General features: G+C 37.4%; 26 protein-coding genes. 2 read left to right on the forward strand and 24 right to left on the reverse strand.

What is annotated here, in order from left to right:
- Positions 1 to 32: 32 nt before the first annotated feature.
- The 6 genes from AHA02nite_RS00455 to AHA02nite_RS15020 form a co-directional block, all read right to left on the reverse strand.
- Positions 33 to 554, reverse strand: a complete 522-nt coding sequence (locus tag AHA02nite_RS00455; protein ID WP_146813302.1) for a YwhD family protein — start codon at positions 552 to 554, stop codon at positions 33 to 35.
- A gap of 68 nt (positions 555 to 622) precedes the next feature.
- Positions 623 to 1,045, reverse strand: coding sequence for a hypothetical protein (locus tag AHA02nite_RS00460; protein WP_146813304.1), 423 nt, complete (start codon positions 1,043 to 1,045; stop codon positions 623 to 625).
- Positions 1,046 to 1,499: 454 nt separating this feature from the next.
- Positions 1,500 to 1,871, reverse strand: a complete 372-nt coding sequence (locus tag AHA02nite_RS00465; RefSeq protein ID WP_146813306.1) for a DUF423 domain-containing protein — start codon at positions 1,869 to 1,871, stop codon at positions 1,500 to 1,502.
- 27 nt (positions 1,872 to 1,898) lie between these two features.
- Positions 1,899 to 2,231 (reverse strand): YwdI family protein, encoded by a 333-nt coding sequence (locus AHA02nite_RS00470; protein WP_146813308.1) that lies wholly within the window; start codon positions 2,229 to 2,231, stop codon positions 1,899 to 1,901.
- A 48-nt stretch (positions 2,232 to 2,279) separates the two neighbouring features.
- Entirely contained in the window at positions 2,280 to 3,629 is a 1,350-nt protein-coding gene (locus AHA02nite_RS00475) for a sodium-dependent transporter (protein ID WP_146813310.1), read from the reverse strand.
- Between the two features lie 177 nt (positions 3,630 to 3,806).
- On the reverse strand, positions 3,807 to 3,944 hold the full coding sequence (locus AHA02nite_RS15020) for a hypothetical protein (RefSeq protein ID WP_170235932.1): 138 nt from the start codon (positions 3,942 to 3,944) through the stop codon (positions 3,807 to 3,809).
- Positions 3,945 to 4,248: 304 nt separating this feature from the next.
- Between AHA02nite_RS15020 and AHA02nite_RS00480 the strand changes: the two genes are divergently transcribed.
- A complete protein-coding gene (locus tag AHA02nite_RS00480; protein ID WP_146813312.1) occupies positions 4,249 to 5,607 on the forward strand; it encodes a YjiH family protein in 1,359 nt (452 codons plus the stop codon).
- A 60-nt stretch (positions 5,608 to 5,667) separates the two neighbouring features.
- Here the strand turns inward: AHA02nite_RS00480 and AHA02nite_RS00485 are convergent, their stop codons facing one another.
- From AHA02nite_RS00485 to AHA02nite_RS00530, 10 genes are all read right to left on the reverse strand, one after another.
- Positions 5,668 to 6,903 carry a helix-turn-helix domain-containing protein gene (locus AHA02nite_RS00485; protein WP_146813314.1) on the reverse strand — a complete coding sequence of 412 codons (1,236 nt, stop codon included), beginning with the start codon at positions 6,901 to 6,903 and terminating at the stop codon, positions 5,668 to 5,670.
- A 15-nt stretch (positions 6,904 to 6,918) separates the two neighbouring features.
- Positions 6,919 to 8,160: an aminopeptidase gene (locus AHA02nite_RS00490; RefSeq protein WP_146813316.1), complete on the reverse strand. Its 1,242-nt coding sequence runs from the start codon at positions 8,158 to 8,160 to the stop codon at positions 6,919 to 6,921.
- Between the two features lie 120 nt (positions 8,161 to 8,280).
- Positions 8,281 to 9,360, reverse strand: coding sequence for a hypothetical protein (locus tag AHA02nite_RS00495; protein WP_146813318.1), 1,080 nt, complete (start codon positions 9,358 to 9,360; stop codon positions 8,281 to 8,283).
- Positions 9,361 to 9,446: 86 nt separating this feature from the next.
- Positions 9,447 to 10,250 (reverse strand): TerC family protein, encoded by an 804-nt coding sequence (locus AHA02nite_RS00500; RefSeq protein ID WP_146813320.1) that lies wholly within the window; start codon positions 10,248 to 10,250, stop codon positions 9,447 to 9,449.
- Positions 10,251 to 10,424: 174 nt separating this feature from the next.
- Positions 10,425 to 11,480, reverse strand: a complete 1,056-nt coding sequence (locus AHA02nite_RS00505; protein ID WP_146813322.1) for a DctP family TRAP transporter solute-binding subunit — start codon at positions 11,478 to 11,480, stop codon at positions 10,425 to 10,427.
- Between the two features lie 36 nt (positions 11,481 to 11,516).
- A complete protein-coding gene (locus tag AHA02nite_RS00510; RefSeq protein ID WP_146813324.1) occupies positions 11,517 to 12,782 on the reverse strand; it encodes a TRAP transporter large permease in 1,266 nt (421 codons plus the stop codon).
- Positions 12,783 to 12,807: 25 nt separating this feature from the next.
- Entirely contained in the window at positions 12,808 to 13,413 is a 606-nt protein-coding gene (locus tag AHA02nite_RS00515; RefSeq protein ID WP_146813326.1) for a TRAP transporter small permease, read from the reverse strand.
- Positions 13,414 to 13,844: 431 nt separating this feature from the next.
- On the reverse strand, positions 13,845 to 15,635 hold the full coding sequence (locus AHA02nite_RS00520) for a cation:proton antiporter (RefSeq protein WP_146813328.1): 1,791 nt from the start codon (positions 15,633 to 15,635) through the stop codon (positions 13,845 to 13,847).
- Positions 15,636 to 16,274: 639 nt separating this feature from the next.
- Complete coding sequence (lipA, locus tag AHA02nite_RS00525) at positions 16,275 to 17,204, reverse strand: lipoyl synthase (RefSeq protein ID WP_146813330.1); 930 nt, start codon at positions 17,202 to 17,204, stop codon at positions 16,275 to 16,277.
- Between the two features lie 23 nt (positions 17,205 to 17,227).
- Entirely contained in the window at positions 17,228 to 18,046 is an 819-nt protein-coding gene (locus tag AHA02nite_RS00530; RefSeq protein ID WP_146813332.1) for a lipoate--protein ligase family protein, read from the reverse strand.
- Positions 18,047 to 18,362: 316 nt separating this feature from the next.
- Between AHA02nite_RS00530 and AHA02nite_RS00535 the strand changes: the two genes are divergently transcribed.
- On the forward strand, positions 18,363 to 18,692 hold the full coding sequence (locus AHA02nite_RS00535) for a helix-turn-helix domain-containing protein (protein WP_146813334.1): 330 nt from the start codon (positions 18,363 to 18,365) through the stop codon (positions 18,690 to 18,692).
- A 42-nt stretch (positions 18,693 to 18,734) separates the two neighbouring features.
- Here AHA02nite_RS00535 and AHA02nite_RS00540 read toward each other — a convergent pair whose 3' ends face one another.
- From AHA02nite_RS00540 to AHA02nite_RS00575, 8 genes are all read right to left on the reverse strand, one after another.
- Positions 18,735 to 19,331, reverse strand: coding sequence for a class D sortase (locus AHA02nite_RS00540; RefSeq protein ID WP_146813336.1), 597 nt, complete (start codon positions 19,329 to 19,331; stop codon positions 18,735 to 18,737).
- Between the two features lie 2 nt (positions 19,332 to 19,333).
- On the reverse strand, positions 19,334 to 20,002 hold the full coding sequence (locus tag AHA02nite_RS00545) for an LPXTG cell wall anchor domain-containing protein (RefSeq protein WP_146813338.1): 669 nt from the start codon (positions 20,000 to 20,002) through the stop codon (positions 19,334 to 19,336).
- Between the two features lie 55 nt (positions 20,003 to 20,057).
- Positions 20,058 to 20,951, reverse strand: coding sequence for a TasA family protein (locus AHA02nite_RS00550; RefSeq protein WP_146813340.1), 894 nt, complete (start codon positions 20,949 to 20,951; stop codon positions 20,058 to 20,060).
- A 62-nt stretch (positions 20,952 to 21,013) separates the two neighbouring features.
- Positions 21,014 to 21,913, reverse strand: a complete 900-nt coding sequence (locus tag AHA02nite_RS00555; protein ID WP_146813342.1) for a TasA family protein — start codon at positions 21,911 to 21,913, stop codon at positions 21,014 to 21,016.
- 59 nt (positions 21,914 to 21,972) lie between these two features.
- Positions 21,973 to 22,839 carry a TasA family protein gene (locus AHA02nite_RS00560; protein ID WP_146813344.1) on the reverse strand — a complete coding sequence of 289 codons (867 nt, stop codon included), beginning with the start codon at positions 22,837 to 22,839 and terminating at the stop codon, positions 21,973 to 21,975.
- A gap of 83 nt (positions 22,840 to 22,922) precedes the next feature.
- Positions 22,923 to 23,498 (reverse strand): signal peptidase I SipW, encoded by a 576-nt coding sequence (gene sipW / locus AHA02nite_RS00565; RefSeq protein ID WP_170235933.1) that lies wholly within the window; start codon positions 23,496 to 23,498, stop codon positions 22,923 to 22,925.
- Complete coding sequence (locus tag AHA02nite_RS00570) at positions 23,470 to 24,564, reverse strand: hypothetical protein (RefSeq protein ID WP_146813348.1); 1,095 nt, start codon at positions 24,562 to 24,564, stop codon at positions 23,470 to 23,472. Before AHA02nite_RS00570 ends, sipW begins: the two co-directional genes overlap by 29 nt.
- Before the next feature lie 327 nt (positions 24,565 to 24,891).
- Complete coding sequence (locus tag AHA02nite_RS00575; protein WP_146813350.1) at positions 24,892 to 25,071, reverse strand: SE1832 family protein; 180 nt, start codon at positions 25,069 to 25,071, stop codon at positions 24,892 to 24,894.
- Positions 25,072 to 25,593: the final 522 nt, after the last annotated feature.

Genomic DNA, 25,593 nt, shown 5'->3' on the forward strand with positions numbered 1-25,593 from the left:
AAGTTTAACTGTTCACAATTCAGACAAAAAAATTATTTCAGAACGTCTTTTAACTCATCTGTTGATAACTCCCAATATTGCTCATTAAAGTCTTTTAAGAAGTCTCTTAATAACGCTTTGGAGTGATCATCCATATGTTCTAATATAATTTTTCCTTTTAACGATTTATCCATACGATTAACGTGTTCTGCTAAAACTTTGTAACCACGACGCGCTTCACGATCAACTTCTAAATAACAAGCCGCAACGCCGTAGTAATAAGGTCCGTGTTCGCCACGTTCAACGGTGACCCACACAATCCAATATGGTTTACCATTTGGAACTTCTTCTTGATCGGTTACGAACTTAATGCGCTTTTCCACTTCACTACGTGCGTGCATCGCTCCCATATCAACCCATACGCGGTCTTCGTTTGGATCAACGATAAGAGGTGACATATTTTCTAAACTAAATGCGCCACCACCACTATAACCTGGGTGACCATCTATAGGATCGTCTTTCATAATTGTAAATTTGTTACTACTTTTCTTCTCTTGATTGTTTTCATCAGCCATCATTCACGCCTCCTTCAGTCAACTTCATTATTATTGTGCCATATTACTGTTTTTATTAAAAGTAATGACTATGAAAACAAGCCGCTAAAGAAGTTAGCAATACCACTGAAGAAATTGCCAATGGCGCTAAAGAAGCCGCCACCTTCATCGATCTCAAAGTTTTCATCTAAATAGTCTAGCACATCCTCTGAATAAGTAAGCCCGACGACGCGTTCACTTGAGAAAAATTCATACAATTCATTAGCAATTCGATCGTCTATTTGTCTGTTCAATTGTTCGCGCTCTGATTGATTATCTGTAAAAAAGGCATCCAATATGTATGAAATATATGGTAGTTCAAGATGTTCAAAATCGTCTTGTGCTGGGTACCACTCATTTTCTATTGAAAGACGATATTGGTCTTCTTGAGTCTGTTCATCAGCACTAACTACAATAGGTAGTAACATAATTAAGGCGATACTTAGTATTAATCCTTTACTTATTAATCTCATTAATTTTAACCCCTTATGATTTATATATAGTTTTATATTAAAACAATAGCTTGACTCAATAAATAAATTTGCTCAAATGTTTTAAAAATCTTCATAACTAAGAGGCTGGGACAAAACAAGTTTTTAATACACAAAACCCGAACGAAATCGTTTTTGACTTCGTTCGGGTTTATCTTTTAGCCCCGCTCCATCAAAATGCTTCGCTTTCCGTGGGCGGCTGATGAGCCTCCTCGTGCTACGCACTGCGGGGTCTCACCCTGGCCTTTGCTCCCACAGGAGTCTACGCATTTTGATTCCGCTAAGTATGTGTTCGTTCAGCTAACACAAGTTGACTATGAATCATATTTTTAATAACTTTTGATTTGTCCTTTTTGGAACCAACACATTTAATTAAACCCTAACTAATAATTAAAGCCTACCCCTTTTTTGGAGTAGGCTTTAATTGGGCATAATTTTAAACAACCATTTTAGAAATTCCGTATGCTAATACGATCCAACCGATTAGGAATGCTAGGCCTCCGATTGGTGTAATCATAGCGAAGAATTTCGTACCTGTTACTGAATAAATATATAAACTACCTGAGAAGATGAGAATTCCGACTAAGAATACCCAACCTGACGTTTGAAAAATGGCTAATTCAGTTTTGAGCATTAAAATCGATGCTATAAAAATAGCCATCGTGTGAAACATTTGGTATTGCACGGCTTTCTCCCAAGTTTGCAGCATTTTTTCGCTCACTCGGTTTTCTAATCCGTGTGCTCCAAACGCTCCTAATGCAACTGTAATAAAACCACTAATTGCCCCAATCATTAACAAGATCTTCATCTTTACCGCTCCTCTTGTTCGTTTAAATTAAAAATCGAATAATGAATCGCCGTTTGCATCTTCTTCTTTCAACCTCTTTTGTTCATTGAAGCTCGGTTTGTTTTTCTCAATTCCCATCATTTTAGCTTCAATGTCAGAGACTTCTGGTTGATCTTTCTTTTGTGTTACAAACTGAGATGTCACAACGGAATCCGATTTCGCTTGCGTAGTATGACTTTCATCATCTGATGCCAATACGACATCAGCTAACGAACGGATTGCATACATTTTAGCACGGATGTCTGATTGAGATGAAGTTGGGTCAATCGATTGTAATTCATTTTTCATCTTTTCGACGATCGCTTCATAAGAAATTGTCATTTAAATCACCTAATCTACTAAGTTTCTAAATGGATTATACCACAATTTTTAAATGTCGAATAACGAGATGAATAAGATAACAACCATTACGACTGGTACTAAGAAGCGAACAATGTTGTACCAAACCTTCTGTAATATAGGTGATTCAATCTCACTGTTTTTAACTGCTTGTTCGCGGTTTAAATACCAACCAACGAAGATCGCCATGAGCAATCCACCTAACGGTAAAATAACGTTTGCTGTAATATTGTCCATCATATCTAGAATGTTATTGCCATTGATTTGAATATGACTCCATACACCGAAACCTAATGAAGCTGTGATTCCTAAGACGAAAATGATTGATCCCATAGTTAATGTCGCCGCTTTACGAGTTAAACCTAAAGTACGGTGAACGTAAGCCACTGGTAATTCTAATAGCGATAACGCTGATGAGAATGCTGCCATCGTTAATAGTACGAAAAATACAATTCCGACAATGTGGCCTGCTGGCATTCCTTCAAAAATACTCGGTAAAATGATAAATACTAGAGGTGGACCTGAATCAGGTTCAACTCCGTAACTAAATACAGCTGTAAAGATCATCACACCAGCAATTAAAGCGAAAACGGTATCCATTAAACCAATTCCAACTGTTGCTGCTGGCAAACGGTCTTTAGCTTTTAAGTAACTGCTGTATGTCAACATACCGCAAATACCGATACTTAATGAGAAGAATGCTTGTCCTAATGCCATAAAGTAAACAGAAGGCTCTGCTAACATTGACCAATCAGGAGTAAATAAGAATACTAAACCTTCACTCGCTCCATCTAACGTTAAACCGTAAGCAGCCATAAATATTAGTAAAATAGCTAATGCAGGCATAAGAACGTTGTTAGCTTTCTCAATACCTTTTTTAATACCTCTCATAACGATTAAAATCGTTAGTCCTAAAAATAGTGCTTGCCAGAACAATGGTGCTACTGGATTACTCGTCCATGCTTCAAACGCAGCTCCGAAACCACCGTCTGGTTCAGTCCAATAAGCTCCTGTTACATATTGATATAAATAAAATAAAGTCCAACCAGAAACAACACTATAGAAGCTTAATATTAAAATACCACCAATCACACCCATTAAACCCGTAAGGTGCCATTTCGTATTCGGTGCTAAACGTTTAAAGGAACCGACTGCGTCCATTTGTCCTGCTTTTCCTATACTAAATTCCGTTAAGAGTAACGGTATACCGATTATAAGAACAAAAAACAAATATATTAATAGAAATGTCGCTCCTCCACTTTCACCTGCAACGTAAGAGAAACGCCATATGTTACCTAACCCAACTGCTGATCCCATGGCAGCTAACATGAAACCGAATCTTGTTTTCCATTGATCGTGGCCTATTCCTGATCCACTCATGATGTTCACTCCTTTTTAATTTATAATGACTAAACTTAACATATGTGAAACTATTTTTGAACCTTTAATTCTATTAAATTTTATCACATAACCCCTTTTTAGTGTCAACGCTTTAAATTGATAAAATATATCAAATAAAAATAAGACACTGCTAAAAGGCAGTGTACGGTGTTCATCTTATAATTTTATTTGTTGACTCGTCTCTTTTTTATGTTCGCGATACAACCAACAGATAAAGTCTTTCTCTTTCGAACATAAATCTCTACCTAGTTCTGATTTGAACTCATCCACTAGTTTTTTACAAGTTTTCTCCACCTATGTAACCTCCCGATCATGTAAAACTATTTACGCTATCTCTTTATTATTACATGTTTCTTAACGAGGCAAAATAATCATTCAAATTCTATTATAATTGTATTATAATATATTGTAAAGTTCTTTTTCAGAAAATTTTAAATTGTTATTTTTAGAAAACAATTCATTCGGAACAAGAACTTTTCGTCTAGCTAACTATTCTCTCTACTTTGCTAAGCTGACAGACTTTTTTGGTTATAATTTTGCACCTTGTTGCATAAACATGAATGTGTCATAATATTATTTGGTTAAGGGAGGTCTATTGATGGAACAAAAATCTATTTCATTAAAATATCATTTGAAGTTTCTTATTCTATCGGCATTAGGTATTTTCTTCTTCATGACACCAATTACTTACGATGGAGAGACAAGCATTCCTGTTGCAGTATTAGCTAATGAATTACTAGAATTTTTCGGTGGTTTCGCCGTTATACTCATAGTTTTAATTATATCTATCTCTGCGATTCTTTCAGTTATAGCACATTTTGTGCACCAAAATGATTCGAGTAAATTTTCGAAGGATACGTTAGCTGGAACTTTATTTAATGTAGGGCCTGTATGGACTACAATCCGTCTACTAGGTATGATCTTCGCTATTCTCACTTACTTTCAAATCGGTTGGGAAGGCATCTATTCTGATTATACTGGTGGGTTACTATTAGATGGTCTACTCACATTCTTATTAACAGTATTCTTATTTGCCGGTTTATTATTACCGTTACTATTAAGCTTTGGTTTACTAGAATTAATCGGTGCATTATTCGCTAAAATTATGCGTCCAGTCTTTAAACTACCAGGGCGTTCAACGGTTGATAACTTAACATCATGGTTTGGTGATGGTACAGTAGGTGTGCTATTAACGAACCAACAATATGAGCAAGGTTACTATACGAAACGCGAGGCTGCAGTGATCGGTACGACATTCTCGGTTGTTTCTATTACGTTTACGATTACCATTATCCAAGAAGTTGACTTAATGCATATGTTCTTACCGCTTTACGGGACAATCTTCGTTGCTGGTTTAGTCGCGGCATTAATTATGCCACGTATTCCACCGTTATCTCGTATTCCAGATGAGACGTATACAGGTGAGGAAAATCAATTAGACGAGTCAATTCCTAGCAATTACAATACTTTTACATGGGGTTATAGGCAGGCTGTAACGCGTGCTGAAAAGTCACCAGGCATTACAGGTTACATGAAAGCAGCGTCTAAAAACATTTTAGACATGTGGGTTGGTGTTTTACCAATTGTAATGGCTGTTGGTACACTCGGTTTAATTGTTGCTGAAATGACACCATTCTTCACATGGATTGGTACACCATTTGTACCGCTTTTAGAATTGATGCAAGTGCCTGAAGCACAGGCTGCTGCTGAAACGATTCTGATCGGGTTTACAGATATGTTCTTACCTGCTTTAATGATTGAGTCAGTTGGTAATGAAATGACACGATTCATCGTTGCTGCTTTAAGTGTTGTTCAGTTAATTTATTTATCAGAAGTCGGTGGTGTGCTATTAGCATCTAATATTCCAATTAACTTTAGAAGACTAGTTGCGATTTTCTTACTACGTACTGCTATTACACTACCTGTTATCGTATTAATGGCTCACTTAATTTTCTAATATAACTTTAAATTCAATACAAAAATCCCCAACGAGTGGAAATCACTTGTTGGGGATTTGTTATACCATAAAGTCATCACGTGCTAACATGAAGTATTCTGCAGCTTTTTTATACCTATTAAACTGATACAGTAACTTGCCGTATAAATAATAGTAATGTTTTAATTCAATATTCTCTCCATTACCTTCAAAAAACGGGATTACTTTTTCTTTTAAGTAGTTCAATAAGCCTTCATCATCATTCTCTAATCTCATATTTAACACTTTAAATTTAATTTGATAACGTTGATGGTTGTGCTCGTAGGCTAAGATCAAGCCTTTTTGAACGTATTCTTTAGCGAGGTGATATTGATTTGTCGTAAAGTAAATATAAGATAATAAGTATCTTGAATTTAAAAAATCACTTTCATTAATATTAAACTGTAAAACTCGTTTAAAATAACTTTCAGCCTCACCAAATTCTTTTTTATGAAAATGGATATAAGCAATATGATGATAAATATTCGCTCGCGTCTTATCTAATAGATGTTCACCGTCTACTTCTTTTAGCTTATTAAAATAGGATTCGGCTGAGTAGAAATCGCCAACTAAACAATAGTTTACTCCTAATACAACTTGGCAATCAATCATTCGCACATAGAACAGCTTCTCTTGGAAGATTGAATACGCTTTTTGAGCGTGTTTGTTAGATACTAATATTTCATTCAAACGACTGTACACTGTTGCCATCACTAAGTGAAGTTCTGGGTCTTCACGATCTCCTAATATGTTTTCCGCTTTCTCCAAGTGCTTTATAGCATTGTTATAAAGGCCTTTCCTTCGGTAATAGATACCGACGAACTTATAAAAGCTAAATGGGTCACAAGCTTCAAAGATCATGCGTCTTTTCTCAATGAATTCATACAGCGCATCCGCACCTTTTAACTGGTCGGTTAATAAACAATAACCAAACTTAGCTAAAAGGTATAAATATTGATCTTCAATATACATATAACCCTTATCCACTTGTTCAACGAGTTCTTTATGCTTGTGTGCCTCAGGAATATGATAAATATGAATATCGCTTAGCCATTTGCGTAACCTTTCTCGAAACTGCTGATTAGGCTGCCCAATTAATTGATACTGATCAATTTGCAGTCGATTAGTTAACTGAATGACCACATCTTCTTTTAAATCAATCTGACCATTTTCTAATTTACTTATGTAAGTGACAGAGCAGATGCCATCTGCCAACTGCCCTTGGGTGAGGTTCTGCTCTGTCCGATACCACTTTATTGCTTTACCTATTAACGTCATAGTTAATCACCTTGGTTACGCACCTTTGATTGCCCATTCACCGTCTTTAATAATTGGCTCTTTGTCGCCATCTTTTGTAACACCATATACATTAAGATCGGCTGAACCAACCATGAAGTCTTCGTGAATTAGGCTTGTATTAATTCCCTTTTCCTTTAACTCTTCATCTTCTAGCTTTTCGCCACCTTCAACGTTAGTTGGATAAGCAGAGCCTAACGCTAAGTGACATGAAGCGTTCTCATCATACAATGTGTTAAAGAAGACTAACTCTGATTGTGAAATAGGTGATGAGTGAGGAACGAGTGCAATTTCACCTAAATACTTCGCGCCTTCATCTGAATCAAGTAAGTGTTTCAACGTCTCTTTACCTTTACTTGCTTCATATTCAACGACTTCACCATCTTTAAATGTTAATTTAAAGTCATCAATTAAGTTGCCATTGTAGTTTAATGGTTTCGTATTTTGAACTGTTCCGTTTACGCCTCTGAAGTCTGGTGCTGTAAATACTTCTTCGGTTGGCATGTTCGGATTAAATGATGCTCCTGTTTCCGCAACAGCTCCACCACCAGCCCAAACGTGATTTTCTGGAAGTTTAACGGTTAAGTCAACGTATTCAGAACTATACTCTAATGCGTCGTACTGCTTGTCATTTAAGTAATCACGAATGTGGAATAACGTCTCATTATGATCTTTCCAAGCTTGAATGGGATCGTCTTGATCAACACGGACAATTTGGAAGATTCGCTTCCACAAATCTTCAACAGCTTTGTCAGCGTCATCTGTATCGTAAATCTTTTTAGCCCAAGCTTCTGTAGGAACAGAAACGATTGACCATTGGATTTTGTCATTGATAATATACTTTTTAAAATCTTTCAATGCTTCACTACGAGCTTTACTCGCCTTAGCAACGCGTTCAGCATCTACATCTTCAAGTAAATCTGGGTTTGGCGCGTGAATGTTAAGCACTGCACCACCGTTTTTAGCATGTGTCATTTGTCGTTCTACTACCCAATTAGGAACATGCTCAAGTACACTTAATGGTTCATGGTCATAGCGTTTTTTCGTCAATACTTCGTCAATCCAATTTACTTGAACATCTTCTGAACCTGCTTCATAAGCTTCATCTACAAGGTGATGAACAAATTGTCTTGCTTCAATTGGAGCATTAATTAATAATGCTTGTCCTTTTTGTACGTTTACACCCATTTGAATTGTTAAATGAGCATACTTCGATAATTGCTCTTTCGTTGGTACCATTTTGACTTGCCACTCCTTATTGAATGCATTTACTTCATTATTTCATACTATGCCCAATTAAAAAAGTTTTGAATACAAAAACAGCTATGATTCTTTAATCACAGCTGCCTTTGGGACCTTTTACTCAACACTTTTAATCCATTCTAATAAATCATCTTCTATTTCTTGAATAAACTCTGGGGCGCACGCTTCTTTATAGATCTTTTCAAACTTCATTTGGTGTTCTTTAATCTCTTTTAGGACATCTCTTGCGCTAATCATTTCATCTTTATATGCGCCTTTATATTTTTTCAAACGGTCTTGATGAACAACGTCCGGGTTGCCATCGACAAACAGTTTATATACATCTAGAACTTCATCGGTCTCTTTCACTGGATCATGCTCGTGTGGGGCTGTTGCGTCAAAGATAGCTACACTAAGCTCTCGTAAAATCAACATGTCTAAACTTCCTGGGTCAAACCCACAATGGTAAATCTCTACATCAAATCCACGGTCTTTGGCTTCGTGTGCTAATTTGCGAAGCATCGTCGACTTACCCGTTCCTGATCGACCTTTAATAAAAATTCGCCTATTTAACTGTTCAGTTAACTCCATAACGTAATCGATTGGACCTTGAGGGGTTGCAGCTCCTAAATAGCGATGTTTAACTGCTCCAGGTTTATTCAAACTGTGATCAGCTAGTAAATCTTTTAAAAGGTCTTCCGTTTCTTTATTAGCCTTTCTAACATTCAAATAATCAATATAAATCTTTTCAACACGGTGATGGTGCTCTAAGGCTGTTTGGAAGTGGTTAATCGACTCTGTGTATAAACGCTTCACTTCTTCCTGGTACTGGACTAGTTCATACTCGTGCTCTTTTAAATAATCTGTATCATATCCGTCACCTAGATAAATTAGCTTTTCATATAAAGACGGGTAAACGAGTCGTTTTTGATTCATTTTCGTACGATCAAATACACCAATGCTTAACGATGGTATGACGATTCCTTCTAGTTGGTCTGGCATTAAATGATTGTGAATGTATTCGATAGCATAATCGTCTGAGTACCTATTTGCGATACGTTGAAGTATAGGACTAACAATTGATGTAAAACCGCCTTCGATATAGACAACTCGATCCAACTGTTCGATTAAATTCTCATAAAAGTTCACATACCCCTTTGCTGTTGTGCCTCCCATGAAGTACCTGTAGTGAACCATAAGCTCCCTCCTTAAACTCCTGTAACATACTATATGAACAGGGAGCTTGGAAAAGAACATTGCAAGGCTCAGACAATTTAGGTGGACTACTTCATTTCGTCAATTAATTCTTTCGTCTGTTCATCCTCTATCGGTTGTTCCTTAGTTGAAAACCAACCAATGACTGCAATTAACACTAATACACCATAAAAAATGACCTTCCATAACGTCGAGTGCGCAAAGTCATATGGTAATATGGCCACATCTTCGTGAGATAAAGTAAACACTACAAGCTTCACACCTACCCAACCAACAATTAAGAAGGCTGCTGTTTCGAGGCCCGGCCTTTTCTTGATCAACTTTACGAAGTAGGTGGCGGCAAATCGCATAATAATGACACCAATTAAACCACCAAATAGTATAACGAGAAACTGTCCTCCATCCATCCCACCTATTGCTGGTAAAGGTGTTGCGGGTAAAACCATTGCTATTGCGACTGCTGCTAGTATTGAGTCCACTGCAAAGGCGATATCTGCTAATTCAACTTTTAGAACCGTCGTCCAGAAACCTGATTCCTTTTTCTTTTTTGCCTTTTCAAGTTTTGCTTCTTTACTGTATTGATTCAATACAAATTTCCGAACCACATGGTTACCTGCTATAAATAATAAATATAATGCACCGATCGCTTGAATTTGCCATACGTCGACTAAAAATGAAATGATAAACAGTGACCCTACCCGGAAGATAAACGCACCTAACAAACCGTAAAATAGGGCCTTTTTACGTTCTTTTTCTGGGAGGTGCTTAACCATAATCGCAAGTACCATAGCGTTATCAGCGGCAAGGATTCCTTCTAATACGATTAAAATTAGTAAAACCCAGCTATACTCTAATAACAAAGACCAATCCATGTATTTACTCTCCTCAGCATATATATAGGAAGAAAAAATGCTGATTATATTATCTCCACAATGGTGTTTTCCTAATGAAGGTAATAAATGGGTTGGTTTGTTTTAAGTATGTTGACGTTAAAACATAAAAAAGAGCAGTACCTATTCGGCACTGCTCTTTCTTTCCACAGATCATTATTCGTGTTCTGCAATTTCCTCTTCAAGCTTATCTAGGATTTCGCCACCAAGTTCTGATACTTCAGAACGATAGAACTCGCGAACATCTGTAGCGATATCTCTAAATACTTGACGCTCTTCTTCAGTTAACTCAACAATTTCTGTTGGGTTATCTGTATCTTCTTCAATAATTGTGATGAACTCTTCGTTTTGACGCTCTTGCTCGTCAAAGATCCAATCTTGCATCTCTTCAGTTGTTTCATCAACTAAAGCACGAATGTCATCATCTAATTCGTTATACCATTCAGTATTAACTGTCGTCATCGCCACATAGTTATTGTGGTTTGACATTGTCATGTAATCTTGTACTTCGTGGAATGATGCATCACCAATAAAGAAGATTGGGTTTTCTTGACCGTCAACTGTACCACGATCTAACGCAGTGTATAACTCACCCCAACTCATGTCTTGTGGGTCTGCACCATAAGCTTCATATGACTCACGGATTAACGGAGACATTTGAATACGCATTTGGAAGTTCTCAAAGTCTTCAGGTGATGTTAGTGGTTCATCATTTGAAGTCCACTGCATTGCACCTTCAGTCCAATACGCAAGCGGCGAAATGTTATGCTCTTCATAACGCTCACGTAGATCTGTATTTAACGCTTCACTATTCGTTAAAATCTCTTGAGTTGTTGCAACATCATCTGGGAATAAGAAATGTAATGCAAATAATTGACCTTCAGATACCATATCACCAGTGAAACCTGGAGACATAACAGCCATTTCTACAGTCCCTTGCATTAATTGGTCAACTTGGTCTGTTTCTTCACCAAGTCCACCGAATTCATATACATCAATTTGTACTTCACCATCTGTCTTTTCGTACATGCGATCAGCAAATTCTTGCGCATACACATATTGTACTTGTCCTTCTACTTCCTCAGTTACAAAGCGCCAGTTTTGAGTAGCGTCTCCATCTCCACCGCTATCTCCTCCACAGGCTGCTAAAAATCCTAATGTTAGAACCATAGCTAAAGCTAAACCAACATTCCTTAATTTAAAAATAATCATTACCCCCTAAAAATATATAGTATTTTATAGTTTCCCTTACAACAATGCAAGAGAAATCTGTGGAAACAGAATTAATACAATCGACATAAGCACCATCATTATAATGAATGGCGGTGTTCCTTTAATAACCTCCATATATGGCCGGTTAAAGACGGCACTGGCGGTGAATATGTCGACTCCAAACGGTGGTGTCGCTGAACCTAACGCCGCCTGGAACGTAATGATAATACCCAAATGAATTGGGTCGACTCCTGCAGCCTCTGCAGCTGGTAAGAAAATTGGCGTTAAAACTAATATAACGACAATCGGGTCGACAAACATACAACCCACAAAGAAGAAAATACTTACAATAATTAATACATACAATGCTGTTGGGTCTGTTCCTAAAACAGTCTCTGTTAACATTCTCGGAATATTTTCTAAGTTAATTAAGAATGTAAAGACTTGACCACCAGCAACTAATATAAATACAACTGATGTAACTAAACCAGTAGATAATGCAATGCTAGGAATCTTTTTAATATGGATCGATCTGTATACTAAAACTTCAAGTATTAACGCATACAATACCGAAACACCTGCAGCTTCTGTTGCCGTAAAGTAACCTGAATAGATACCACCAATTACTAAGATCGGGAAACCTAATGGTAAAATCGCTTTACGAAATGCTTGGAAACGTTCTTTCCAATCAGCTTTTGCTGCTAAAGGTATATTTTTCATCTTGGCGTAAATAATGCTGTATGTAGCAAAAACTAAGAACACCATTACACCAGGTAAAATCCCGGCAATAAATAAGTCGCCGATTGACTCTCTTGCAGCTAGTCCATAAATAATAAGCCCAATACTCGGCGGTACTAGCAACGCAACGTCACTTGCGTTAATAATTAATGCCATTGTGCTTGAATCTTTATATCCTGCACGAAGCATACGCTCTCGCATCGGTCGACCGATTGCAACAACGGTAGCTTGCGTCGAACCTGAAATCGAACCAAACATCGTACATGCAGCAGCTGTAGTTACAGCATAACCACCACGAATGTGACGAACGAAAGATCCAATAAAATCAAGTAAACGTTCTGAAGTTCTCCCTGATGTCATAATATCGGCTGCGAAAATAAATAACGGCACACACAATAATTCATAAGTACTAATCCCCGTAATTAATTGCGGAACCATCATTGACGTATCCAATAACGGTGAGAAAAAGACCGCTACTATAAAAGGTGCGATAATTAGCGGAATCATCATTGGAAAGTTTAGCATCAGGAGAACAAACATAATACCTAATAAAGCTGTTAACATGGTTTGCTCCTCACTTTACCCTTTTTTAGACTTGCAAGTTATCATCTAATTCACGCTTTTCTGGTTCTAAATCGTTATAATCTTTTGCATCAGTTCCGATATAAACTTCTTTATTAACAAGATTCACAATTGTATTACGTGTAAACTGAATTGCCCCTGTAAAGAAGCCGATCGGGATAAACATGTAAAGGTAACCTTGTTGAACTTCTAAGGCAGTTGTTGTTCTCCCTGAATCAAATACAGTTAATGTATAGTTAAACGAAACATATGATAAGTAAAACAATGTTATAGCTGTAACGGCTGGAATAAAGATTGCCATTGTTTTTCTAACTTTCCAAGGAACCGTGTCATATATTGCGGACATACTAATATGACGTCCTTTTCTAGCTGCGTAACTAATCCCCATAAACGTTGCAATTACAACAGCAAACAAAGACACTTCTGAGTGGAACCAAATACTAGGCCCAAACAATTCACGACTAAGAACATTGCCAGCAATCATAACGGCAATTACGATAACAGCCCCACTTAAAATAATCTCTTCTAATTTCAAGAAGCCTTGATCTATGATGCGAAGAGCTTTTCCAATCCGACTAAAAAACGGGCTCTTCCAAAACGAATGATCTTTCACATTGTTCCTCCTCTGTCTACTAATGACATAGAGTGCCTAATACTCTATTACCCCATATATAAAATTCTGAAACTTATATTACTAAAATTTTCTTATATTGAATTATTTATGTAGAGCTATATTCCTAACTTAAATGGTATCGAACAAAAAAGGTTCGTCACAAACGCCGAATTTTCAGAAATATATCGATTATTCTTGTCATAGTTTGGTAGTTTATATCTATGAGTGTCTATTCTTTTTTATAATTCAATATCCTTTCTTTTGTTCCCTATTACTTGAAATTTGTAATTTGACTTCCAGTTTAATTTCTTATATAGAACAGGGATTTTATTACCTCAATCGAAACGAACTGGGGTAATATACATAACATTTAAGCTTTAACCCATAAAAAAATCCCTCCTTACTTAATAAATAGTAAGGAGGGACATGATTTATTCTGGTTTAGCTAAACTTATAATTTGATCTCCTGGTTCTGCTGTTAGATTGTTTTCTGGTGTAAAGAAGTTAACCGAACCAGACTGTTTCACAATGGCTAGTATTACATCTTCTTCGCTTCGATCATTTAAGAAGTCATCATAAGTGTATGACTCTGTAATCGGAGCCTTTTCGAAAATGAATCCATCATTAATTTTTTCGTTTAGAGAAGTCCAAGTTACTTGACCATCAAATAGAACCGTACCACTTATATGGTGACTTACTTCACTTAATTGGTCACCTTCATTTGTTTGCAATGGTAATTGGAATAAGTGTTCTTTACCGTATTCAGGTTTGAATGTTGAGCTGACAAGCGTGTTATAAGAGTCAAACTCTGTAACACTCAACATGTAATCATACGGCGTCATATCTAATTGATACTCCATTTGTTCTGATAAGATTTCTTCGTGTTCATAAGGTACTTCAGCTTTCGTTGCGTGTGTTAAACGACTCGAAGATGCATCTGTAATAATGACTGGCACCCCTAAGTCTTGTAAAGCCTTCGCAAAGTTAGCTGAGAACTTGTTAGAACCAACAAACAAGACTCCATCTTTAGTATCCGTTGATAAGCCTAACTTACGCGATAGCCATCCGATTGAAAAGCCGTGCGCTAACACTGTACCAAACACTAAACCGAACGTAAGCGACGTTAGGATCTCAGCATCTTGGAATCCAGCATCAATTAAAACGTTGGCAAAGTAAGCTGATACCGTTAAAGCAACAATACCTCTTGGCGCAATCCAACCAACGAGTAGTTTTTCACGGAATTCAAGATTCGTACCCATCGTTGATAAGAAGATGGTTAACGGACGAATTACGAATAACATCATTATGATAAATAGCATAATATTTAAATCAAAGATTGATAATAATGTTTCGCGATCTAATGATGCAGTTAACATAATGAAAATGACTGAAATGAGTAAGATCGAAATGTTTTCTTTAAAGTGACGCATATCACTAATAGCTGATATATGCATATTCGCAATGGTCATACCCATTACAGTTACTGCAAGTAGACCTGTTTCATGCATAATAAAGTCACTTAAAGCAAACGCCATAATAACTGTAACTAAAACAACTGGTGATTTTAAGAATTCTGGTACTAGACCTCTTTCAAATGACCAGCCAATTCCATAACCGAACGCCGCACCAATGATACCAGCTAAGATCGATGCTAATAAGAACATAATAACTGCATCAAATGTGACGGTTTCAATTGTTAAGAACTTAATAAATTCGAATGAGAAAACAGCTAATAAAGCGCCAAATGGGTCGACAACGATTCCTTCCCATTTTAGAATGGCAGCTGCTCTAGGCTTTAACTTCGCCTGCCTTAAAAGAGGCAAGATTACCGTTGGCCCTGTTACAATGAAAATACCACCAATAACGAACGCAACAGCCCACGATAAGCCAGCTACGTAATGTGCTGCTAATGAACCAAAAATCCATGCTAGAAAGGCACCTACAGTTACAATACGAAAGACTGGCTTTCGCATACCTTTAATTTCACGGAAATCTAAATTCAAACTACCTTCGAATAATATGATACCAACAGCAATCGAGATTAACGGCCCATAAAGGTCGCCTAAGTCTGCTTCAGGATTGATAATACCGAATACAGGACCAGCTAGTAAACCAACAATCGCCATAACTACAATTGCTGGCAAGCGTGTGCGCCAAGCAATCCACTGTGACAGCACCCCTAAAGCACCGATGATCATCATAATCATTAATAAGTTTTCCAACACTGTTCCTCCTAACGCTTCTATATTAATTTACACATATTGAAAATGTTTATTAGATAATTCAATAGGGCAATTCTATTTTTCACACAAGACACCATGCCATTATAATTTTGGAAAAATAGCCCGTCAATCATAAATTTTCAATTGCTGTTTTGGTGGTGTTTGGTGGGGGTTAGAGGTTAGTTTGTTGTGGTTTAATTGGTGGTTGCGTCGGGTTTGGAGTTGGTGTAGTTTTTTGGCGTTTGCGGAGTGCTTTTTGGCGTTCGTGAAGTTTATTTGGCGTTCGCGCACTGCTTTTTGGCGCTCATGAAGTTTATTTGGCGCTCGGTCACACTATTTTGGCGCTCACGAAGTTTATTTGGCGTTCGGTCACACTATTTTGGCGCTCACTAAGTTTATTTGGCGTTAGGTCATACTATTTTGGCGTTCGCGGGCCACTTTTTGGCGTTCGATCATATTCATTGGCACTCGCATCAATTAGCACTCACCAATTTTATCGGTGCTCAACCTTTTTTATCAGCGCTCGGTCCCGGTTTATCGGCGTTCGCACATTATTTATCAGCGCTCACGAAGTTTTATCAGCGCTCAACCGAAAAAATCCGCTATTCTCTAATCCGAGAATAGCGGAAACCTACTATATTACGATACAGGTTGGTTCTTAATGTATTGTTCTTCATATTGTTCGCGGCGACGTTTTGATGCTTCGCTTACTTGTTCGTCTGCGTGGTAAGAAGAGCGAACTAATGGACCAGCTTGGCAATGCTGGAAGCCTTTTTGGAACGCGATTTTGCGTAGTTCTGCAAATTCTCTTGGCTCATAGTAACGTTCTACTTTTAAGTGGTTACGCGTCGGTTGTAAATATTGCCCGATTGTTAAAATATCAACATCGTGTGCTAATAAGTCATCCATTGTTTCGATAATCTCTTCTTTCGTTTCACCTAGGCCAACCATAATACTTGATTTTGTTGGTGTATCCGGCGCAATCTCTTTAACACGCTTTAATAATGTTAATGAACGGTCATACGTTGCACGTGAACGGACAGTTGGTGTTAAGCGACGAACAGTTTCAACGTTATGGTTGAAAATATCCGGTCCTGCATCCATTAACATTTTAATGTTTTCGTAATCACCTTTCATATCAGAAGGTAATACTTCTACTGTAGTCCCTGGGTTACGCTCGCGGATCGCTTTTACCGTTTCAGCGAAAATTGCTGCACCGCCATCTTTCAAGTCGTCACGTGCAACAGCTGTGACAACTGCATGGCGTAAGCCCATAATTTCAACAGACTCTGCAACGCGCTCAGGCTCGCCCCAGTCTAATTCAGTAGGGAGACCTGTGTTAACCGCGCAAAAACGGCAACCACGTGTACATGTCTTACCTAAAATCATAAACGTCGCAGTCTTACGAACAGCCCAACATTCGTGGATATTCGGACAACGCGCTTCTTCACATACCGTGTTCAAGTTTTTCTCACGCATCATCTTCTTAAGTCCGATATAGTTTTTGTTCGTGTTGAGCTTAATTTTAAGCCATTCCGGTTTTCTTACGTATTCTTCTTTTTTGCTCACATGTGCCACCCCTTCACGAAAGATTATCTTGAGTAATTCCACTCATCTGACTCATATTGTTCTTTCATTAACTGTTGAACCTCTTCTTCTTGTTCATCAGTTAGCATATATGGTTCAAAATGGACACCTAACCCTTTTTCAAACCCGTGGGAGAAAGCTTTCTCCACTTCTCGAATAGCAGGTTTTCGCCCCATTTCTACTTCCATTGAAGTTGCTTTTCTCTTAAGTACTTGTTTTGCTCTTTCTTTCTTAGTTTCATCAGGATAGACAAACATATCAAACAGCTCATCGAAATTCATACTGATCGGTACTGAACCGTGCTGTAAAATGACACCACGCTGCCTCGTTTGCGCACTACCTGCTGCTTTCTTTCCATTAAGTACGAGTTCATACCACGACGGCTCATCAAAGCAGACCGCAGAGCCTGTCTGATTCAGTTTACCTTCTGGGATTGAAAACTCTGCCTCAAGCCCTAGCAATCGATAGCCTTCTAACAAGCCTTGTGAAATGACTTTGTACGCTTCAGTTACCGTTTTTGGCATACTTGGGTGATCTTCAGAAACGATGATGCTATAAGTTAATTCATCATCATGCAATACAGCCCGACCACCTGTTAAACGTCGAACGAGATCAAAGCCATACTTTTTCACGTTTTCTGTATGTATTTTGCCTTCAACCTTTTGAAAATAACCTAAAGACAAACCAGCTGGCTCCCACGTGTAAAACCGTAATGTCGGAGGAATCTTGCCCTCGCTATGCCACTTCAACAAACAATCATCTAAAGCCATGTTGTAAGCAGCTGAGTTCGCTTTTGAATTAATAAAATACCACGTTTCACTCATTTTAAGAGTCACACTTTCTAGACTATTCTGTTTGAAAATTACAAAATAAGTTGATAAAAAACTAAACGAAGCTTAGAATTTTTTACCTATTTTAAACATCTACATCATATCAATAATCTCGAGGGCTGTAAATTGGTGACAACTATAACGTTAACAAATAGGACTTTTAATATACGAACCATGACATTTGTACGAAAATCATTGCAATTTTCAGCAAATTGCTTAAAATTGAAGAAAAATTTATTAATATATGCTATATTATTTGTAGAAATAACACGAATTAGCTCAATATGAATAAACTAAGGAGTTTTCGCAAATGATCGGTGAGCGTGTAAAAAATTATCGTAAAGAGGCAGGGATGACGCTAACACAGTTGGCTGAAGAGGCTGGGATTGCCAAGTCATATTTAAGCGCTATTGAACGAAATATACAACAAAACCCTTCTATTCAATTTCTTGAAAAAGTCGCTAATGTATTAAATGTTGACGTTGACCATTTAATTAAAGACCCTGAAGAAATGAGTGATGAACCGTTAGACCGCGAGTGGGAAAAGCTCGTTAAAGATGCAATGGACTCTGGCGTGTCTAAAGATGAATTCCGCGAATTTCTCGAATTTAATAAATGGAAAAAGAATCAAGGCCACTAAAAGAAAGCTGGTTGTAAGTGTAAAACCTTACGACCAGCTTTTTTATAATAATTTTGCTTGAACAATCACACGTTGCGTCGAGTCGATCGTGCATGTAATGAGGGTTATCATTGATTTATCCTCTTGCACATCCAGTACCGAAATATCCTCTGGTTCAACGATGAACGTATCGACCACTTCATATTCATATTCCGAATCGTGCGTTTCAACCGTCACACGATCACCAACCTCAACCTCATCTAATCGATTGAAAAGGCGGCCCGACGTTCGGCTACGGTGAGCTGCAATACCGATATTGCCTACCTCACCAAAAGTAAAACCTTGTGACATTAACCCTGCCCCGACATCTAGATTCTCTACCGTTGCCCCCTCTAACATGGGGAGAGTTAAGCCAATCTTATCAATATGGATGAGCCCTTGGACTTCTTCATTATGGTGGATGTTGTCACCTGAAGTGTCGTCCACCCCTACCTCAGCTGCATGAACCCGATTTTGTTCATCATTAAACAACTGATCGAGCTCTCTGAAAGAATCAACAAGCTCTCCCTCTTGGTGGGTATAATATTGATTTTGAAAGTAAGGGAAGAGAATGACGGCTGTGCCTATTATGATGAGTAGTAATCCGAATATACGAAGCATAACTACCCTTCCCCAACTAGTTTACTTCGGCGCTTAGCAAGGATTAATCCTAAACCAGATAAAGCAATCACACCACCGATGATGTAGTAAAGGTATGGAATGGATTCACCTGTTTGTGGGAGGATTCCTAGACCTCCGCCGGTGCTTGGTAAAGTGCCTTCTTCCTCTTCTTCAGGAGTAGAAGATGCTACCTCTTCACCACTTGCCCATACTTGCAAGTCAAAAGCCGTTTCTAAACCTTGAAACTCATTGCCTGACTCCCATGGAAACTTTATTCCAAAAACAACTTCTTCACTTTCTTGCACTTCTAATGGACGCGATTCAAAACCTTCGAAACCGGATAAACTTCCTTCATAAAGCACTCCACTTTCATCTGATACAACTAACTGAAGTTGCTCAAATAATTTTTCAGAGCCTCCAGTATGTTCAACAGAAGAATGATAGTTATAATCCATATTTCCATAGTTTTCAATCGTCAAAGTTCGCTCTGCTGTGTCACCTGGCTTTATATTGGATAAATCAAACATAACTGACTGAGGCGTTGTATCGATACTAACCTCTGAGTCTGAGTTCTCTTCACTTGCCAATGTGCCAGTTGGGTTGTAAAGAGTAACAAAAGCTAGCATTATACATGTATAGATTAAAGCTATAACAATACTAAACTTCTTCATATTTTCACCACACTTTAATCATTTAAAAGGCGGGGAAATCCCCGCCTTATTCATATTAGTCTTGATCTTCTGGATTATTTTTTTCGTTTTCTCCTACATAACCGTTCTCTGAACCAACATCAATACCATGCCACTGAGTTGCTTCTAAATAGAAGTCTACATCAATACTATTATTTTGGAATTTATTTTGAGTGTATAGGCCGTCATTACCATCGCCATCTTGACGCTCTCTATCATCAATGAACTTAATTGTCATGACAATATCTTTTGATTGACCAGCCTCGATAGCATGCAGTCCAGCTTCTTCGACCGTTATCCATCCTTTTAAATAATCCTTAATCTCTGGCGCTAGGTTGATGCGATCCTTGTTAATCCAAGCTTCAGTACCTTCAAAGTTCTGTTCATGATCTTCTTTTGTATATACATGTTGATCACGAACTGTATCTAAATTACCTTCATAAAAGTCATATAAACTTAAGCTCGCTGTATCATCCCATGGTTTAGGTATGAACCACTCATGCTCATAATCTAATACTGATTTGAATAGAGGTAAATACTTATCATGGTCAACCACTTCAAAGAACTGTATCTCAAACTGCTTTAAAAACTCTTTATAATCGTCATTTGAACCTGAGAATCCATTTCCATTAACTTCACCTTCTTGAAAACCATCTACATCCATGTGCATTAATACATGCTGAATTGCTAGCGAACCACCGTTTGTGATTGTAAATTCACGAGTCATTGTATCACCAGGCTTTAGGTTGCTCAGTCTAAATAAATGACCCTCATCATCTAAATTGCTAACATCCAAGTTTAGCTCACCTGCTGCAAATTGGTTATCAATTACCTCAATGTCGTTAAATGCTGCGTATGTGCCTCCACCAACTAATGAAAGACCCATAACCCCTGTTACAATACCTACTCCTAACTTCTTTTTAAAATCCATCTTTCTAAATCCCCTCTCCAACAATTATCTATTAAAAAGAGCTTAAATCTCCTTCTAATCTTCTATTTGTCTTGTTGACCTACTCCATTGTCTTCTACATAACCATTAGAATCTATGTCTATTCCAGGCCACTGAGTTGCTTCAAATACAAAATCTAAACTAACACTGTTATTTTGGAATTTATTTTGCATATATAAACCATCATCATTTCTATTTTCTTTATCATTAATAAACTTGATCCCTATTTCAAAGTTTAAGTTTTCTTGGGAGTCCAGACCATTAAGCGCAGAAAGGTCTACACGATCCTTGTTGTCTACTAATGGATTGTCGCCATCATAATCACTTTCAGTAAACACATATGTCGAATCAACCCACTGACCTAAACCTTCTCCGTTATATAAATCATAAAGAGTAAAAACTTCTGATGGAGTCGGTTCGGGATCACTGCCGTTACCGTCACCTGGGCCACCTTCACCATTGTCACCTTCATCATCTTCACAATGCGGGTTACCTTGTGGATTACCTTCCTCACAAGCCGGAACACCTAAAGTACTAATGTTATCTGTTAACAATGAAGTCCCTTCAACATTGAATGATGTGATCGCAAACTGCTTCAGAAATTCTTTATAAGCGTCATTCGAACCAACAAAATCGTTCTCATCATTTACTTCATTAGAAAAGCTAACCTTTTCTAAGTGTAACAACACATTTTGAATAGCTAATGAACCTTCATTACCTAGCTCAAAAGATCGAGTCATGGTATCACCAGGCTTTAAGTTCTCCAGTGTGAAACCTTTAGCACTAGATTCGCCAGCTTCAACCGTTAAGTCTAATGTACCAGCAGCGAATGAGTTATTTACTGTTTCAATATCGTTAAATGCTGCATAGGTACCGCCACCTATTAAAGTTAAGCCCATAGCTCCAGTAATAACCGCTAAGCCTATTTTCTTTTTTATACTCATTAACTTCGCACTCCTTTTTAAAAAAGGGAGGTAATCCTCCCTTAATTTAATAAATTCTATTAGTTTTGGTCTTCTGGATTAGCTCTTTCGTTTTCATCTACGTAACCATTCTCGGAACCAACATCAATACCATGCCACTGAGTTGCTTCTAGGTAGAAGTTCACATCAATGCTATTACCTTGGTACTTGTTTTGCTTGTAGTAACCATCGTCATTACGCTCATCATCATCTACAAACTTAATTGAAATTTGAACTTCACTTGTATCTCCTCTATCAGCTGGTAAACCATCCCACTCAACATCTTCTCCAGTCTTTGGATCAGAAGCAGTTCTGTTAGGTGCTAAATTCAGTTTCTTACCTTCAAACTCATCCCAATCTGAATCAACAAGGAAGTCCTTTAAAATGTCATATTCTTGTATCTTTTCAAAATTGCTCTCATACAAGTCTTTTAACGTAAAGTTATCGTCTTCTTGTATCGGGTAAAATAACCTTTCATCTGTAATTTTACCGTCTTCCCAATCTTCACCTAAATCTTCATCAACTCTTAAAACTTCAATCTGGAACTGATCTAAGAACCCTTTATAATCAGCATCTGCTTGCATTGCTGCTATATCCCCATCAGCCAATTCTTCTTTATCGAAATTCTTTGCTTCCATATGTAGAAGCACTTCCTTAATTGCTAAAGACCCCAAGTTTTCTAACTCAAAAGTCCTTGTCATAGTGTCACCAGGCTTTAGGTTTTGAAGAGAAAATAACTTACCATCATCATCTAGCCCGTCAACAACACCTAAATCCAAAGTTCCACTAGCAAAACTATTGTTTACAGTCTCGATGTCGTTAAATGCTGCATAAGTTCCTCCACCAATTAATGAGAGGCCCATAACACCGGTTAGAACCCCTACTCCGACTTTCTTTTTAAAATTCAAACTAACTCCTCCTTCTCCTCCCCAACAAGAGAGATTGTAATAATTTATATTCCACCGTGATCGCTGCACGATAAAATCAATTTCTACAAAGCTACCTCTTCAGTACTAGATTCTTCTTTCAAGTTTCGTTGTTCTTTCAAAGCTTTATAAATTGTTTTTCCTGAACTTACAACCAACAGAATTCCTGGGATGATCATTAATAAAGCAATCCCTAATGAAGAATTCGCAAAGTCCATTACGTATCCTAAAAATGGGATGTTGATTGATGAGTGTACGCCATGTATATTCTCAGGTAATAACAAACTAGAATCTGCAGCTTCATTGTTATCACCTTTAGTTCGATACATGACTTGGTTGTTATTCTCGACTACATCAATAACTCTATGTGTAACAAATACTCCAGGCTCGGATTGGAACATAACTACATCGCCTTCTGACAATGCTTCAGGATTGATATTAGTATCAATTCCTATTACAGAACCAGTGCTTATTTCAGGTTCCATCGACCCTGAGTAAACGACATTCAATTCTTGGCCTAATATCTTGGGGGCACCATCTGATGTTACATTTGTAAAAACAAGACCTAGTGTAATGAAAAACAATGCAATTAAAACAATATTTACTGACCGACTAATCCATTTCATTGTCTTCACTTTCATCAAGCTCACCCGTTTCTTCTTCATTTTCTTTAGCATCTTGATCTTCTTTTTCTTCACCTGAATCGTCTTTTACGCCCTTATCTTCATCATGATCTTTCTCTTCTTTAATCTCTTTATCAGATTCCGCTGTTTCTTCACTATCTTGAACTTCTTCATCATCATAACTTTCCTTGGAATCACTTTGTTTATCGCTTTCATCTTCTTCACTTTCAGAACTATCATCTACTTGGTCATCATTCTCTCTGCCTTTCTCTTCAACTTCTTGTGTTTCTTCTTCGCCCTCTGACTTAGTTGAAGATTCACTCTTGTTACCTTCTTGTTCTACATTCTCTACTTTTGAATCATCGGTCATTAAAAAGTCATCTTCTTCAAAATCAATGTTCTCTCTAATGCATTTTCTGTTTTCATCATCGTGTCCGTGACCTGGTCTATGGTAACCTCGGAACTCAAAATCACCTATTTCAGCCTGCAAAAGCTGCTTTTGTTCTGTTGTTAAATCATTGAAATCGTATTCAAGATTAGTAGTTTCACCAGAGTTTATTGCAGGTATCTCACCTTCATGGATTAATACTTGCATGTGTTGTGGATGCTGACCTTCGTCTTCACCCTCCTCATTTTTACATTGACCAGTTTCTCGTGGTTTTACGTTCTCTTCACCAAACTGTTCATAGAATTCTGTAATTATATTTTCATTATTGTTACCGTTGCCTTGATTGATTTTTAAGATATAATAAATCTCATACTCTGACGTTCCTTCCATGTCATCACCAGTGTTCTTAACTGTTGAAAAAATATAACCCTCTTCTGCGTCAACACCTGATGGATCAACGAACGTTAGGGAACTTTTATCCCATTCATCATCTTCACTATCGTCATCATCTTCATAATCCCACTCACCAGCTTGAAAATTCACATTCTCTCTCTCAAGGTCATTAAACGCGGCTTGTGTTCCACCGGCAGTCATTGCAATGATGAGGAATAAGATGTAGATTGCAATAAGTGGTTTCATGTACAACGTTCTCATAAGCTCTCGCTTTCTTCTTTGCGTTAACCTAGACTTTCTCAATCAGAATCCCTCCTTAGGGAGTTGGCACTCAAATAATATATATAGAACGACTCGGTATTTTATGTTCGTTATTGAGAATACATTTCAAATTATAGACTTGTTTCCTAATTTTGCAAAACTTCAAATTTGACTAAATATTCTTAATAAAGAACAAATAAGTTGCTCAGTTCTTTAAAATGCACATTTATCTTACTTTTTCTTGATTTTATTCTATTTAACGAACAACAATGCAAAAAATAATAAATTCTTTCTCTTTTACGGACTAAAAAAGACCTAGTGAGGAAAGTTTTTTCACTTTCCCCACTAGGCCTTTAGTACAAGCTATGGTTAATCAGCTCGATTCTTTTGCTGTCTTAACGAAGCTAGTTCGTCCTCGATACGGTTTAACGATTTCTCTAACATCGCCACGTTACCACCGTTTGCTTCTAATTTATCTAGATCACCTTGAATTCGAATGTAATCCATCTTTAATTGATCAATTTGTGCTTGGATTTCTTCTTTTGTCATTTGAATCACTCCATTTAAAAGATCAACTTCATTGTAAACCTTTTAAGAGTTTTCTTGCAATTCATGAGGATTTTTGTCACAAAAATATAATAACTAACCCTCACCCTTTATCTACATGAAGCAGTTACTTATACTTAAACACATTTAACTAATTTCAAGTTTTTCTTAAATAGCCGTTGTAATTTTCTGAAAAGAAGTATATAATTTGAAAGGAAATTAAAGGAAAAGGAGGTCACGAAAATGTTGAACTATAACAACACATTAACTAATACAATTTTATACTTTCCATTTGTCGTGACCTTGCCGAAGTCTGCCTTTAATTAATTGTTACATTAATTGAGTGATCGCAAAGTCGCGCATGTTATACATGTTGCGGCTTTTTTATTTTTTATGATAAGCACACTTAGGCTTTTAAGGGCTAAGTGTGCTTATTGTTGTTTAAGGAGGTGATAAGCATGATACAAGTTTCGGTTGGTTGTTTGACTAATGTGAAAGGAGTGATGAAGATGGTTCAGCTAATAC

Source organism: Alkalibacillus haloalkaliphilus, assembly GCF_007991275.1.
In the GTDB taxonomy this organism is placed as follows: Bacteria; Bacillota; Bacilli; order Bacillales; family Alkalibacillaceae; genus Alkalibacillus; species Alkalibacillus haloalkaliphilus.

Bases quoted from the DNA above. Each gene is read 5' to 3' on its own strand.
- sipW (WP_170235933.1), bottom strand. From the start codon at position 23,498: ATGAAAGTGAAGACAATGAAATGGATTAGTCGGTCAGTAAATATTGTT.
- AHA02nite_RS00485 (WP_146813314.1), bottom strand. From the start codon at position 6,903: ATGACGTTAATAGGTAAAGCAATAAAGTGGTATCGGACAGAGCAGAAC.
- AHA02nite_RS00480 (WP_146813312.1), top strand. From the start codon at position 4,249: ATGGAACAAAAATCTATTTCATTAAAATATCATTTGAAGTTTCTTATT.
- AHA02nite_RS00500 (WP_146813320.1), bottom strand. From the start codon at position 10,250: ATGGATTGGTCTTTGTTATTAGAGTATAGCTGGGTTTTACTAATTTTA.
- AHA02nite_RS00465 (WP_146813306.1), bottom strand. From the start codon at position 1,871: ATGAAGATCTTGTTAATGATTGGGGCAATTAGTGGTTTTATTACAGTT.
- AHA02nite_RS00530 (WP_146813332.1), bottom strand. From the start codon at position 18,046: ATGAGTGAAACGTGGTATTTTATTAATTCAAAAGCGAACTCAGCTGCT.
- AHA02nite_RS00455 (WP_146813302.1), bottom strand. From the start codon at position 554: ATGGCTGATGAAAACAATCAAGAGAAGAAAAGTAGTAACAAATTTACA.
- AHA02nite_RS00505 (WP_146813322.1), bottom strand. From the start codon at position 11,480: ATGATTATTTTTAAATTAAGGAATGTTGGTTTAGCTTTAGCTATGGTT.
- AHA02nite_RS00495 (WP_146813318.1), bottom strand. From the start codon at position 9,360: ATGGTTCACTACAGGTACTTCATGGGAGGCACAACAGCAAAGGGGTAT.
- AHA02nite_RS00550 (WP_146813340.1), bottom strand. From the start codon at position 20,951: ATGGATTTTAAAAAGAAGTTAGGAGTAGGTATTGTAACAGGGGTTATG.
- AHA02nite_RS00535 (WP_146813334.1), top strand. From the start codon at position 18,363: ATGATCGGTGAGCGTGTAAAAAATTATCGTAAAGAGGCAGGGATGACG.
- AHA02nite_RS00555 (WP_146813342.1), bottom strand. From the start codon at position 21,913: ATGAGTATAAAAAAGAAAATAGGCTTAGCGGTTATTACTGGAGCTATG.
- AHA02nite_RS00470 (WP_146813308.1), bottom strand. From the start codon at position 2,231: ATGACAATTTCTTATGAAGCGATCGTCGAAAAGATGAAAAATGAATTA.
- AHA02nite_RS00475 (WP_146813310.1), bottom strand. From the start codon at position 3,629: ATGAGTGGATCAGGAATAGGCCACGATCAATGGAAAACAAGATTCGGT.
- AHA02nite_RS00490 (WP_146813316.1), bottom strand. From the start codon at position 8,160: ATGGTACCAACGAAAGAGCAATTATCGAAGTATGCTCATTTAACAATT.
- AHA02nite_RS00545 (WP_146813338.1), bottom strand. From the start codon at position 20,002: ATGAAGAAGTTTAGTATTGTTATAGCTTTAATCTATACATGTATAATG.
- AHA02nite_RS00540 (WP_146813336.1), bottom strand. From the start codon at position 19,331: ATGCTTCGTATATTCGGATTACTACTCATCATAATAGGCACAGCCGTC.
- AHA02nite_RS00575 (WP_146813350.1), bottom strand. From the start codon at position 25,071: ATGACAAAAGAAGAAATCCAAGCACAAATTGATCAATTAAAGATGGAT.
- AHA02nite_RS00460 (WP_146813304.1), bottom strand. From the start codon at position 1,045: ATGAGATTAATAAGTAAAGGATTAATACTAAGTATCGCCTTAATTATG.
- AHA02nite_RS00510 (WP_146813324.1), bottom strand. From the start codon at position 12,782: ATGTTAACAGCTTTATTAGGTATTATGTTTGTTCTCCTGATGCTAAAC.